This window comes from Ferruginibacter sp. (genome assembly GCF_014377975.1).
Lineage (GTDB): Bacteria > Bacteroidota > Bacteroidia > Chitinophagales > Chitinophagaceae > Ferruginibacter.
Map to the genome: position 1 here is coordinate 1 of NZ_JACMOO010000244.1, position 12651 is coordinate 12651.

The 12651-nt window shown below is 37.6% G+C and carries 12 protein-coding genes; 3 read left to right on the plus strand and 9 right to left on the minus strand.

The annotated features are described in order from the left end of the window. Positions 1–79: 79 nt before the first annotated feature. Positions 80–778 carry a YjjG family noncanonical pyrimidine nucleotidase gene (locus tag H7254_RS12830; RefSeq protein WP_301933346.1) on the minus strand — a complete coding sequence of 233 codons (699 nt, stop codon included), beginning with the start codon at positions 776–778 and terminating at the stop codon, positions 80–82. 642 nt (positions 779–1420) lie between these two features. On the opposite strand from H7254_RS12830, the gene H7254_RS12835 reads away from it, so the two are divergent. Further along, positions 1421–2122 (plus strand): SDR family oxidoreductase, encoded by a 702-nt coding sequence (locus H7254_RS12835; RefSeq protein WP_301933347.1) that lies wholly within the window; start codon positions 1421–1423, stop codon positions 2120–2122. Positions 2123–2308: 186 nt separating this feature from the next. Then, on the plus strand, positions 2309–4207 hold the full coding sequence (locus tag H7254_RS12840; RefSeq protein ID WP_301933348.1) for a BatD family protein: 1899 nt from the start codon (positions 2309–2311) through the stop codon (positions 4205–4207). On the opposite strand, the gene H7254_RS12845 is transcribed toward H7254_RS12840, so the two are convergent. The 5 genes from H7254_RS12845 to H7254_RS12865 form a co-directional block, all read right to left on the minus strand. Continuing rightward, a complete protein-coding gene (locus tag H7254_RS12845; RefSeq protein ID WP_301933349.1) occupies positions 4204–4911 on the minus strand; it encodes a response regulator transcription factor in 708 nt (235 codons plus the stop codon). The two genes, H7254_RS12840 and H7254_RS12845, sit on opposite strands and share 4 nt — an antisense overlap. Positions 4912–4945: 34 nt before the next feature. Beyond that, positions 4946–5926, minus strand: coding sequence for a sensor histidine kinase KdpD (locus H7254_RS12850; RefSeq protein WP_301933350.1), 981 nt, complete (start codon positions 5924–5926; stop codon positions 4946–4948). Between the two features lie 136 nt (positions 5927–6062). Then, positions 6063–6557, minus strand: coding sequence for a gliding motility lipoprotein GldH (locus H7254_RS12855; protein ID WP_301933351.1), 495 nt, complete (start codon positions 6555–6557; stop codon positions 6063–6065). Between the two features lie 77 nt (positions 6558–6634). Then, positions 6635–7510: a YicC/YloC family endoribonuclease gene (locus tag H7254_RS12860; protein WP_301933352.1), complete on the minus strand. Its 876-nt coding sequence runs from the start codon at positions 7508–7510 to the stop codon at positions 6635–6637. Between the two features lie 61 nt (positions 7511–7571). After that, positions 7572–8276 (minus strand): pseudouridine synthase, encoded by a 705-nt coding sequence (locus tag H7254_RS12865; protein WP_301933353.1) that lies wholly within the window; start codon positions 8274–8276, stop codon positions 7572–7574. 480 nt (positions 8277–8756) lie between these two features. Here H7254_RS12865 and H7254_RS12870 point away from each other — a divergent pair, with 480 nt between their 5' ends. Continuing rightward, complete coding sequence (locus H7254_RS12870) at positions 8757–9701, plus strand: UDP-3-O-(3-hydroxymyristoyl)glucosamine N-acyltransferase (RefSeq protein WP_301933354.1); 945 nt, start codon at positions 8757–8759, stop codon at positions 9699–9701. Positions 9702–9828: 127 nt separating this feature from the next. Here the strand turns inward: H7254_RS12870 and H7254_RS12875 are convergent, their stop codons facing one another. The 3 genes from H7254_RS12875 to H7254_RS12885 all read right to left on the minus strand — a co-directional run. Next, positions 9829–10923: a carboxypeptidase-like regulatory domain-containing protein gene (locus H7254_RS12875; RefSeq protein WP_301933355.1), complete on the minus strand. Its 1095-nt coding sequence runs from the start codon at positions 10921–10923 to the stop codon at positions 9829–9831. Between the two features lie 70 nt (positions 10924–10993). Next, positions 10994–11974, minus strand: a complete 981-nt coding sequence (locus H7254_RS12880) for an NAD-dependent epimerase/dehydratase family protein (RefSeq protein ID WP_301933356.1) — start codon at positions 11972–11974, stop codon at positions 10994–10996. A 254-nt stretch (positions 11975–12228) separates the two neighbouring features. Continuing rightward, the coding region (locus tag H7254_RS12885) for an OmpA family protein (RefSeq protein ID WP_301933357.1) at positions 12229–12651 on the minus strand (423 nt) is incomplete at its 5' end.

Consider the following 12651-nt stretch of genomic DNA (forward strand, 5'->3'; position numbering starts at 1 on the left):
ATAATGTTCAGCATTTATAGCTGCACAATTAGCGTATCTAGTTTCTTTATAAAATGCTGGTGTATAGTTGCAAAATTTACTAAAATATTCCTTCCAGTTCTTTCAGGTGATGAATGATGTAAGTTGCTTTAATATCTGTAGGTATTTTTAAATGATTTACAAACACGCAATCCATGCCCGCATTGATGGCGCCCTGTATATCCGCATCAAGGTTATCACCCAGCATAATACTTTCCGACAAGCTGGCTCCTGCCTTATTTAATGCATACTCAAAAATTTCTTTTTTTGGTTTAAGGCTGTTGCTTGCCTCCGAAGTAATCATGTGTGTAAAATAAGGGCTAAGACCACTGTTATTAATCTTGCTCCATTGCGTTTTTTCAAAACCGTTGGTTATTAAATGAAGCTTGTATCCCTTCTGTGTCAGGTAATTCAATATTTCAATAGTGTGCGGAAACAATGTTTTTTTTGTAGGCAATATCTCTAAAAAATGTACACTCATATCTTTTGCCAGTTGCTCACTGCCCATTTTAAATTCCAGCATTGTGCGCCACATACGTTTCCACTTTAATTCATCGCTGCTTATAAATCCTTTGTGATATCTGTCCCACAAAATTTCGTTGTGGTGCAGGTATTGTTTATAAAAATCAATAAACGGATAAACCCCTTTTGCTTCCAGTTCAAAATAAGTATACACTTCCGTTAGTGTTTCTTTGGCGTTGGCATCAAAATCCCATAAGGTATGATCGAGATCGAAAAATAAATGTTTGTATGCGGCCATGTTTGTTAAATTGTTGCGTATTATTTTTAAGAATTTAATTATTGAAAAGTTAACTTATCTTAATATTTTTTTGCAGGTTTATTTGCAAAGCTACTGGTAATTTGAAAACTTTATAACCTTTTCAACTTCGCAGGAGTTACACTTTGTAGCAATTCAATGACCAATGTATTTGCTTACATTATCAGGTACAACACAACAAGAAATATTCAATATTGATGGGATGCTGCAGCAGCGCAAAATGCGCATTGGATAGTTGGTTACAAAGGGGCCGCACACCTGGAGCAGAAATACCCGTTTAATATTTGGTTTGTAAAGTGCCGGATTATAAGTAGCCAAGTTTGCAGATGAATATACCTTGAACAGAAATTTATTTACAATTAAAATATTGATTATTAAATAAACGAAGATGTTTACAGTATTGTGTTTAGATTAATACTGTATAAAAGTCTGGAGCAATTTGACGCATACTCTTTTACAATTTTTAAAACCTGCCTGCAGTGCTGTAACTTCGGTTGGAAAGGCTGAAGTACAATATTGTTTTTATGTAAAAGTGTGCGACGCACATGAAGTACCACATGGCTTCTTAGCCAGGACAATTATTTTTTTTAATATTTACACAGCTTTGCTGTTAATTTTTTTATAATGAATGTAGTAATAACAGGTGCATCCAAAGGAATCGGTAAGGCAATTGCTGCTGGTTTTGCAGCAGAAGGCAACCATCTTTTTTTGTGTGCCAGAAATGAAGTAAACCTGTATAATACGGTGGCGGAGTTGCAGGTGAAATATCCTGACAGTACCATCAGTGCAAAGGCAGCGGATGTTTCCGACAAAACTGAAGTTATAAAATTTGGAGAATGGGTGCTGGATAAAGCGGGTGCCGTGGATGTGCTGATTAACAATGCCGGACAGTTTTTACCAGGCAGTGTTTATAATGAAGAAGAGGGATTACTGGAAAAAATGATGGCTGTTAATTTATACAGTGCCTACCACCTTACCCGTTTGTTACTTCCCAACATGATGAGGGCTAAACACGGCCATATTTTTAATGTTTGTTCCATTGCTTCGTTGCAGGCTTACGCAAATGGCGGCAGTTACAGCATTAGCAAATTTGCCTTGATGGGCTTTAGTAAAAATTTACGGGAAGAATTAAAGCCATACAATATTAAAGTTACCGCAGTGTATCCTGGTGCAGTGATGACAGCTTCCTGGGGAGATTTTGATAACAGTCAGCATAGAATTATGGAAGCAAATGATATTGCAGCAATGATTATAGCAGCCGCTAAACTATCGCCACAAGCTGTGGTGGAAGACATTATTCTGCGGCCGCAATTGGGAGACCTTTAATTTTAATGGATAATTTTTTGATGGCTATTTAATAATGAGGTGCTTTTATGTTTTCCAGCTTCATTGAACATTAACAAGCTTCTTTTTTATTATTCATTTAACAGTTTTTTATAACCATTTATATTTTTCTGTTACATTACAGCAATGCTATAATTTACCTTTGTATTACAAGTTATTAATGTGTTATTGAAAAAAATATTACTACTTATTTTTTTATTGCTGTTTGTTGTTCAATATAAATTATTGGCGCAGGTACGTTTTAGTGCTTCTGTTTCTCCGTCGGTAATTGGTAAAAACGAAACGGTTGAACTGCGGCTGATGATTGAAAATGCCCGCGATGTTGAACAGATTATTCCACCTTCGCTCAAAGATTTTATTGTGTTAAGCGGGCCCAACCAGGAAAGCAGCATGGAAACAATTAATGGCGTTACCAAACAATATATTGGCCTCACCTACCAACTGCAACCTAAAAGAAAAGGAAACTTTACCATTGGCCCGGCCATTGCCAAAGCAGATGGAAAAGTTTTAAAAACCAATACTGTAATATTGAAGGTTACCAATGCAACTGCTTCCACAAATCAAAATAATTCCGGTTTTCCTTTCAGTGGGTTATCTTCTTTTGATGATAATCCTATGCAGCATACAGATAACAGCGATTATATTTTAAAGAAAGGAGAAAATATACCCAACAAGATTGCAAAGAATATTTTTATTAAAGTGGATGCTGATAAAACCAGTTGCTATATTGGTGAGCCGGTGGTAGTAAATTATAAATTGTATACCCGTCTGAAATCTGAAAGTAACATCACTAAAAATCCTTCTTTTAACGGCTTCTCCGTGATTGACCTGGGGCAGCCCGGCAGCTCATTTTACGATATTGAAAAACTAAATGGCAGGCAATACAACGTGTACACTTTGCGCAAATCGCAGTTGTATCCTTTGCAGGCAGGGCAAATGGAAGCAGAGAAGGCTGAAGTAGAAAATAATATTCATTTTGTAAAGGAAGATTATTTTAAAAGCCGCCAGGGAAATACCAACACAATTTTGGAAGATCTGGGATTTTCCGGGTTACCGGCAGATGCGATGCAGGATGAAAAAGTAACCCTGCAAAGCAAGCCGTTAATCATTACTGTAAAGCCCTTACCCGACAGCAATAAGCCGGCGTCGTTTAATGGTGCAGTAGGTAATTTTTCTTTAGATGCCGGGGTAGAAAAATCTAATTTTTCAACCGATGATGGAGGTAAATTTCAATTTACCATTACCGGGCAGGGCAATATGGAATTGATAAATGCCCCCGAAATTAGCTGGCCTGCTGGTATTGAGGCGTACGATCCAAAGGTAGTGGCATCGCTGAACAAACAAGCCGTGCCCGTTAGCGGCAGCAAGGGTTTTGAGTATACTTTTACTGTGAAAAAACCGGGCACTTATACTTTACCTGCTGTTGAATACAGTTACTTTAATCCTGCCCTGAATAGTTATAAAATAATGACCACTAAACCGGTTGTTATTACGGTTACCGTTGGTAAAGGAAAAAAGATTGTTGTGCAAAATAACCTTCATGAACCGTCTGTCAATGAACGTTTTTCATTTGCCATTTTTAGCAACCGGTTATGGATTATTGTTCCTGTGGCGCTTATTGTTTTGGCGGGTTTGTTTTTTTGGGTAAAGAAAGAAAACAGGAAAGAGCAAGCCCGGGCAATTGCCAATACAGAGGAAGAAATAAAATTGAATGGTGGTGAAAAACCCAGGGTACTATTTAATCCGTTAGCCAATACAGAATACTGCCTGGTACAGCAAAATAGCAAAGGCTTTTACGAAGCACTGAATAACGAATTGCGCCAATTTCTCGCCACGCAATTATCCGTTCCGGTAGAAATAATAAATGGGAAAAAAATTGCGGAAGAACTGGATAAAAAGGGTGTTGCAGTAAGTACCAGTTTGCAGGTACAACAATTGTTAAATGATGTAGAGTGGCAATTATATACTCCCTTTACCGCAGAAAATAAAATGCCCGAAATGTACCGGGCTGCCGATCGAATTGTTCATTCTTTCAGCCAGGGAACGCCCATAAATACGCATGTTTAAAGCTCAGTAAATTTATATCCTACGCCTCTTACTGAATGAAAATATTTAGGGTTTCGGCTATCCTCTTCAAAATATTTACGAAAACTTAAAATAAAATTATCAATGGTACGGGTTGTTGGATACACATTGTATCCCCATACGGCCTGTAAAATTTTTTCACGGGTTACCACTTCATTTTTATTTTCAATCAGCAGCTTCAACAGCATGATTTCTTTTTTGGTTAGCTCAATCGTTTCGCCATCTTTGGTAATACATTCCAGCACTTTAAAATCTACCTGGTTTTTGCCAAATTTGTAAATTTGTTCCAGTGGCTTTCTAATAGCCAGGCGTTTGCTTTTTTCCACTAACTTGTTAACACGTAATAACAATTCTTCCAGGTTAAAAGGCTTGGTTAAATAGTCATCTGCTCCTTTTTTCAATCCCAATACCCTGTCGGCACTACTATTTTTAGCACTTAATATTAGAATAGGAATCTCATTGTTTTGCAAACGTATGCTTTCGCAGACGCTGATACCGTCCAGCTCGGGTAACATTACATCTAATATCATTAAATCAAAATGCTCCTGCTGTACTGCTTTTAAAGCTTCCAGTCCGTCGGAGGCGCAGGTTACTTCATAGTCTTCCAGCTCAAGGTTTAGCTTTAATGCTTCCTGCAGATTTTCTTCATCTTCTACCAATAAAATAGACACTTTTTTTTCTGCCATTTTAAATTATTTATTGTTGTACCAACTGCGATGCCTATTGCCTGAATACAATTGTAAAATTACTGCCGTTGGGTACATTATCTGTCAGTAAAATAGTTGCCTTGTGCTGCTGCGCAATTTTTGTGGTAAGGTATAATCCAAGCCCGGTGCCCTTTGCTCCTTTTGTTGCCTTATTGCCGGTGCGGTAATATTTATCAAATACTTTTTTCTTTTCTTCATCCGCAATTCCTTTGCCTTCATCTTTTACAGATAGCTGGATTTCTTTATTTTTTTCCTGCAGCAAAATAGATACGGATGTTTCTTTGGGTGAATATTTAATGGCATTATCAATTAAATTATTTACCCCTATCTGCAAGAGCAGTCTGTCGCCATTAACAAATATATTTTCATCAATTACAGCATGGATATGCCGTTGCGGAAACCGGATGGTGCAATCCTGCACACACTCCTTTACTATTTCGGTGAAATCAATTTCTTCCATTGTAATGCTGTAACCGCCTGCCTCTATCTGCGATGCCAACAGCATATTATTACAAAGTGCATTTAAGCGGTTGGTTTCCTGTATGGTATTTTGCAAAAGTTTTTGCTGCTGGCCTTCATCCAGTTTTCGTTTTTGCAGGGTTTCTAAATTTAGCTTAGTCACTGCAATCGGTGTTTTTAATTCATGCGTAATGGCCATCATAAAATGCTGCTGTTGCTGGCCCGATTTTAATTGCTGTTTTACTGATCTGAAAATAAATACAGCACCCGCTAAAATCAATAAAAGAAAGGTGGCACCTTCACCGATATACTGCGCTGTTTTTCTTTTTTCAACCGCATTTAATTTTTGTATATCAGTAAAGTAAGCAGGATTCTCCTTTTTCAATTGTTGGGTTTCAAATTGTATCATCAGGTGGTTTTGCTTATTCAAGGCAATAAACCACCATACCAAAGCTGCTACAATATATGTTAGCAGCACCCAATACACTAAAAAAATTAAACGTAGCTTTTTTGTTTTATAAAAAGAAAGTGTCATTACAATATTGTGCAGTTATTAAAGTGATGTTAATTGACCCTATCGCTAATATTTACCTGTTGATTATTTAATAAAGGCAGTGAAGAAATACCGCAGATAAAATATTTTATCCTGTTGCCAAACTTGTAGCAGAAACTTACCGTGCTTTTTCAACCCGTATACCCACGCTCATGATATTGGGCAAAGGATTTTCCCGCATAATCTGCGCCAGGGTAAACCGGTAGTTACCAGCCTTGTTAAACCTTACCGGACCGTTGGTAATTAATTTTCTAACCTCCCAGATATCATCCATTCCGGTTCCCTGCCAGCCTGTAGCATCGGTTCCCAGCACCAGTTCAAACTTATTAAAACGGGTTTTATCGCCTGGTGCCTGGGTACCTACATTAAGCCAGAGATTGTTATACCTGTAAGCATCTGTATGACGCAATACAATAAACACATTGTACGATGCAGTAGTATCTGCAATAACAAAATCAACCGCAGGCTGTAAAGCAAAACTCCACTGGTTGTTGGGTATCACCGTATTCTTTTCAAACACATCCAGCCGGGTGCAAGCTGCCAGCCATGTGCTTATGCCCATGATTGCAACAAATATAAAACCATAATTTTTTAAGGGTAAATATGCCTTCATGCTCACAAAAAATTTGTATAAAAATAAAACTCTTTATCCATTGTGCCCTAACCCGGGAAGGGTAATTACTGCCAGCATTATAAAACGTTCAACACCTGCTCTTTTGCTTTCTCCAGCTCATCCTTCATGGTAACTACACATTTTTGGATATCTGCATCATACGCCTTGCTGCCGGTAGTATTAATTTCACGGCCTATTTCCTGGATAACAAAAGATAATTTTTTACCCTTTGCTTCATCGCCATTTGACAGGAGTTCAATAAAGTATTGACAATGTTGTTTTAACCGAACCTGTTCTTCATGGATATCAATTTTTTCGATGTAGTAAATCAGTTCCTGTTCCAGCCGGTTACCATCATAATTTTCTTTGCCTACATGTTCTTCCAGTAATTGCACAATTTCTTCCCTGATGCGTTTCATCCGGTTAGGTTCCAGTTGAACAATGGCTTCTTCCTGTGCATTGATATTGGTGATGCGTTTAATCAGGTCTTTCTCCAAGCTTGCACCTTCTTCCTCCCGATGATTGTTTAATTCCGTTAACGCAGTTTGTAATACTTTTTTAAAGTCTTCAAAATCGGTATCAATTAACACATCGTTGGTAGGCGTTACCACCTCTGGCAAGCGCAATAGTGCACTTAAAACAGAGTTTGTATCAATACTCAGTTCGCCTGCCAATTCTTCTATCTGGCGGTAATAAGCCTTTATTAAATCGGTATTGATATTTACCGGTTTGGAAGTTCCGTTTTGTTTAATGGTGATTACACAATCAATGGTACCCCTTACCAATTGTTCCTGTAAAATATTTCTTATGTCAAACTCATAGGGACGCAACAAGGGTGGCAGGCGCAATTGCATTTCAAACTGTTTGCCGTTCAGAGATTTTATTTCTACTAAAAATGTTTTATCATTTACTGTTTGTTCTGCCCGGCCAAAGCCAGTCATTGATTTAAGCATGTGCTGTTATTATTTTATAGGTTTCGATTTGTAGAAGAGGCTACAAGTTATAGATATAAACTCATTTGTTTACTTTATGCGGAGCATTTCTATTGGGAAAAAGAAAATGGTATGCTTCGCCGGATGTTAATATTCTCATTTCGCCGGGTTGCAGCAAATCAATACTGCACTTTTCTATCCGGTAACGAATCAACCGCAGCGTGGGAAATCCAACAGCTGCTGTCATCTTTCTTACCTGCCTGTTTTTTCCTTCCGTGATGATTAATTTTATCCAACTGGTTGGTATGTTTTTTCGGTAACGGATGGGTGGGTTTCTATCCGGCACAACAGGTGCAATTTTAAACAACATTGCTTTACAATTTTTGGTGCGGTATATTTTTCCATCCACCGTTATATCAACCCCATTTTGTAAATCGTTGATGGCTTCATCATTTATTTCTCCCTCTACCTGTACCCAATATTCCCTTTCATGCGCAAAGGAGGGATTGAGTAACTGGTGATTCAATTTTTTATCATTGGTAAGTACCAATAATCCTTCGCTATCATAATCCAGTCTTCCCGCCGGATACACATCGCCGGGCACATCAAAAAAATCCCTGAGTGTTTGCTTTCCATCGCCGGATGTAAATTGCGATAACACATTAAATGGTTTGTAAATGATGCAGTAGTATTCCAACAGAAAATAAATTATGGATGAATAAAATGATACAATGAGCAGTAAAATAAATGTTGCTGAATACCTTGTAAAAATAATAAAGCCCGACATTTGATAGCCAGGCTTTGTTATATTAATGGGTTAGTAAGTACCAGGAAATAAATTTCCGTACACAATATTAAAAAGAAATTATCCTATCTGAAAAATTATTTTGATAAAATTTATGCACATTTTATTTTACGCTGTGGATAAGGCGCATTGTATTTAGCCCGCATTGCAAATTAGAGACGGCAATATTTAACCCTGTAAATATATTTTAATGGAAAGCAATAAAATATCAATCCTCTGTAAGTATTGATTTTACAGGTGTTTCAGCGATCGCTATTTTTTTATAGCGTTATGTTGTCAATAATAAATAATGAGGGCAGCTGATATTTTTATGAGATAAAAAATGATTTTTCTGACGCGTGTTTGATGCGGAAAAAAATTAAAAAAAATTGATAAAAGTCAGGTCCTTTTACATACTGATACAAAATTTGCATGCAACACTTATAAAATAAAGCAGCCTACCTTTGCCAAAATTTTTATTGCATGCAATTCCCTTCTCCTGTTTCTATACAATGGATAGCGGCCTTCATCGGTGCTGAGTTAATTGGTAATGTAAATGGTCTGGCAACCGGCATCAACGAAATACACAATGTCGGGGAGGGTGATCTTGTTTTTGTTGATCATCCGAAATATTATGAGAAGTGCATAAATAGCGCCGCAAGTTTTATTATCATTGATAAAACTGCTGCAATACCTGCAGGAAAAGCATTGCTTGTTACAGACGATCCTTTTGAAGCATACAGTAAAATTGTACAACATTTTTCCCCATTTATGGCCTCACTAAAAGCCATCAGCGATACTGCAATCATTGGTGCAGGATCTGTAATAATGCCCAATTGTTTTGTGGGTAATAATGTACGCATTGGTAAAAACTGCATCATTCATCCCAACGTTTGTATTTATGATAACTGTATTATTGGTGATGAAGTGGAGATACATTCCGGCACCGTAATTGGCAGTGATGCCTTTTATTTTAACACCAAAAAAAACAGGAAAGTATGGTATAAAAAAATGAACAGTTGCGGCATCGTTTTACTGGAAGATAATATAGAAATTGGCGCAAACTGTACCATTGACCGGGGCGTAAGTGCGGTTACGAAAATTGGCAAAGGAACCAAGTTCGACAACCTCGTTCACATTGGCCATGATACCGTAATAGGTAAAAATTGTCTGATTGCTGCACAGGTGGTAGTTGCCGGTTGTGTAATCATAAAAGATGGTGTTACCCTTTGGGGACAGGTGGTAGTAAATAAGACATTGACCATTGGTGAAAACGCTGTATTACTTGGCACATCCGGTGTTACGCATAGCCTGGAAGGAAACAAAACTTATTGGGGCACACCGGCGCAGGATGCGGGTTTGGCAAGAAGGGAACTGGTATGGATAAAAAGAATACCGCAGCTTTGGGATAAGGTAATGGGGAAGTAAAAAAGTTATGAATTGTGAGTTATAAGTTATAAATTTTTTAAAAGTAATGGAGCAAACAGGTAGGCAAACTCATGAATAATTAATACAGTAAAAACGTTTAAACGCCTTAATGCCAAATTAAAATTTACTACGGTCTAAAATCATAGGGCAGCACTTCTGCCACTTTTTGCCATGTCCAGTAACCATTAATTACAATATCATTCTGATCAAAGAAATAACCGTTTTGCTCAATGCCTATAGATTGATCCGGTGCAATGGTCAGGATCGAAAGCTGAAATTTTCTGGGTACATCACCTGTAGCTGCAAGATAGAGTGGAGCGGGCGCCTGCCTGTTGTACAATACGGCCATGTTTTGCTGATTGGGGGTTATCTCTACCAGCTGTGTACTATCATTTATGCTGTAGTTAATGGCTCCATAAAAATCCTGTACTGGTATGGCTGTTTCTATCTCATTGGTTTTTGCCACCAGTTGAATTTCAAATCCTTCTTCTTTTATTTTTTTATCATGTACACTCCGCATAAAATGCAACATAGATCCCTGGTAAGCTTTTAGCCGGTTATTGTACCACCCTGTTTTTTGTGCTTCGTCTGCAGGTGGCATGTCTTTAAACAAGGGGTAGCCTGAATAAGTACTCATCTGTGTGCCGTACTCATGCGTAAAAGAATCAAGCGTATATTTTATAGTGTAACCCAATGCGGTGTTTTCAATCTCAAGGGGCGCAGTTGCCAATACTTTTAAGCGGTTCTTCTTTTTATAGAAATAAAAATGCAGCACATCTTTATTTTTTATAACACACTGGTTGCTGTTGATGGTTTTACCAATAAAATTTTCTTCAAAAAAGCTGCCATATTTTATTAATCCGTCTTTTACTTCATTGCTTGATTTGATTACCACATCTTCCAGGGCTTTTTCTTTTTGTGCTACTTCTATCACAATGTTTTTATCCAGTGCATCTGCGGTAGTTATACGCCGGGTTACGGTTTGATAACCGGTAAAAGTAATGATAAGGTCGTACCCGCCGTTGAGTAAGCGCAATGTAAAATTTCCCTGCTGATCGGTAGCTGTACCGATGGTAGTATTTTGTGCAAATACACTAGCACCCAGTAGTGGTAATTTTGTTACTGCATCCATTACTTTACCGGTAATCAGATATGACTCAGATTGGGCTATACTATAGTTTGCAAAGAAAACAATACACAAAAAAAAGATGACTTTTTTCATACATAAATATTAATCAAACATTAAATAATTGAAACGCTGTTTTGTAAACAAAATTGCCAGCTAAAATACATTAATGGTTGTTAAGCATTTGTTGCAATGCAGTGCAGGTTTCGCTGATGGTTTTTTCCATATTCCGGTAGGTAAATCCGGGTAAAAAGCTTTTTAATTTACTGTTGTCGTAAAACTCTTTTGATAATGCTGAAGCCGCTGTTTCTTTAGTTAGTAAAGGATCTTTTCCTGTAAACCGGCTTTTAATAGCTTCTATGCGCCACATTAGTTTTGCTACCAGAGGAGTTACTTTTTTATGCGGTTTTTTTTTATGAAAAGCTGTAGCAATTAAATTAAATATTTCCTGGTAGCTTTTGTTAGCGGCACTTATAATAAAGCGCTCTGCTGTTATATCACTGTCCATTAACTGAAGCATTGCAGCGGCAACATCCCTTACATCCACAAAGCCATTTACACCATCTGTGTACCAGGGAAATTCGTCGTAGGCACTTTTAAAAATTTGAGAACTGCCACCTTCCCAATTGCCTGCACCCAGTATAATTGTTGGGTTTACAACTACTGCATTAAGCCCTTCGCCGATACCCCGCCACACTTCCAGCTCTGCAAGGTATTTACTTTCGCCATAGTTACTGCTGCTGTTTTCTTCTGTCCAAAGCATTTTTTCATTAACCATATCCCCTGGTTTTACCCTTCCCAAAGCAGCTACGGAACTTACATGCACCATTTTGCTAACGCCTGCATTTAAAGCAGCATTTACTATATTAGCAGTGCCCTCTATATTTATTTTAAACATTTCCGATTTGCGCCTGGGATTAAATGTAACAATGGCAGCGCAGTGGTAAATCTGCGTAATGTCCTGTTGCATGAACTCGTCGAGCCCAACCACATCTAAAATATCGCAGGGCACTTGTGTTAAAAGAGAAGAATTAAAAGCAGGCAATAAAGTTTTGTTGTAGATGGCCATTACTTTTTTACCTTGAGCAAGCAATTGTGTAATTACTTCTTTACCCAATAAACCACTACCGCCTGTAACAAAAATCATTGTAAGATATTATAGTTTAGAAGCGAAGATAATATCAATTTTTTGAAAGGTTTCTGCGCCTCTTGCTACAGTAATTGTTATCACTTGTTAAAAATAAAATACTGCTATGTAATTGTATTGATTTTCTTTTAAAAAAATCTCAAACCACATAACAGTAAAACTAAAACTGAATACAGCGTTAAAATATTTGGTACTTAAAATTTACTTTCAATTTGAAGGTGTATTAAGAACAGTCCCTGACCTGATCTTATACCTTAATTTTTTTGTGTTGCCTGCTGTTTGGCCTCGGCTTTCATTTTGTCGTTTGCTGTAACAGCAAATTCTACCCTACGGTTGGAAGCCCTTCCTGCATCGGTGCTGTTATCTGCTTTTGGCTGGGTTTCACCATACCATTTAATGGTTAACCGATTGGACGGAATACCCTCTCCTTTTAAAAAATTACCCACTGCATCTGCTCTTCGTTGCGAAAGGGATAAATTATACGGGGGAGTACCTATATTGTCTGTATGCCCTTCAATTAGAATATTTGTTTCAGGGTAATTATTAAATATTTTTACCAACTTAGCCAAAGCCAGTCTTGAATTGGCGGAGATATTAAATTGATTGGTACCAAAGAAAACACCTGCTGCAGAACCATCCGGATTCTTTTCATCAAAAGTTACATTGATGCCTTCTTC